Origin of the sequence: Dethiosulfovibrio faecalis (genome assembly GCF_021568795.1) — a bacterium.
Taxonomy (GTDB): Bacteria; Synergistota; Synergistia; order Synergistales; family Dethiosulfovibrionaceae; genus Dethiosulfovibrio; species Dethiosulfovibrio faecalis.
The window spans coordinates 1-665 of record NZ_JAKGUE010000038.1 but is presented as its reverse complement, the minus strand read 5'-3'; the positions used below and the strand labels follow the sequence as shown (position 1 = coordinate 665).

The following is a 665-nucleotide window of genomic DNA, read 5'->3' as shown; positions in this document are numbered from 1 at the left end:
GTGTCCTTGGCGGAGTCCCGGCCTCCGTTAAGCATGGAGGCTATGGTGTCTATGGCCCGGGCTATCTCCTGGGTGCTGGCGGTCTGCTCCTCGGAGGCGGCCGCTATGGACTGGATTCCCTCCGCCATGGAGGCCACTCCGCCCGTCACCTCCGAGATCTTGGCCGCCGCCTGTTTCGAACGCTCCAGCAGTTCGGCCATGACGGTTCCGGCTTCCCTGGTGTCCTCCGCAGCTACGGACATGTCCTTCTGGACTTCCTCTATGACCTTGCGGATGTTCGAGGCGGCTTCGTTGCTTTCCTCCGCCAGTTTTCTGACTTCCTCCGCCACGACCGCAAAACCTCGACCGGCGTCTCCGGCCCTGGCCGCCTCTATGGCGGCGTTCAGAGCCAACAGGTTGGTCTGGTCCGCTATGGTGGTTATGGTGTTGACGAAGCCGCTTATTCCATCGACCGATTTGCCGAGCTCAGCCACCGCCTCTTCGACTCTGCCGCTGACCTCCCCGGCTTTGCCGGTTCCGTCCGTCACCGCCTCAACAGATCTGCGGCCTTCCTCGGCGTTCTCCGAGACCACGCTGGCCTGTTCGCTCAGGTCGGTCACGACCTGGGTGGAGCTGGCGACTCCGGAGGATACCTCCTCGACTCCGGCGTTGGTCTCCTCGGCGGA

1 protein-coding gene is annotated in these 665 nt (G+C 63.8%); it reads right to left on the bottom strand.

The window, feature by feature from the left end:
* Nucleotides 1-665 (bottom strand): methyl-accepting chemotaxis protein (locus tag L2W58_RS12990; RefSeq protein ID WP_236103833.1); only part of this gene is annotated, 665 nt, incomplete at both ends.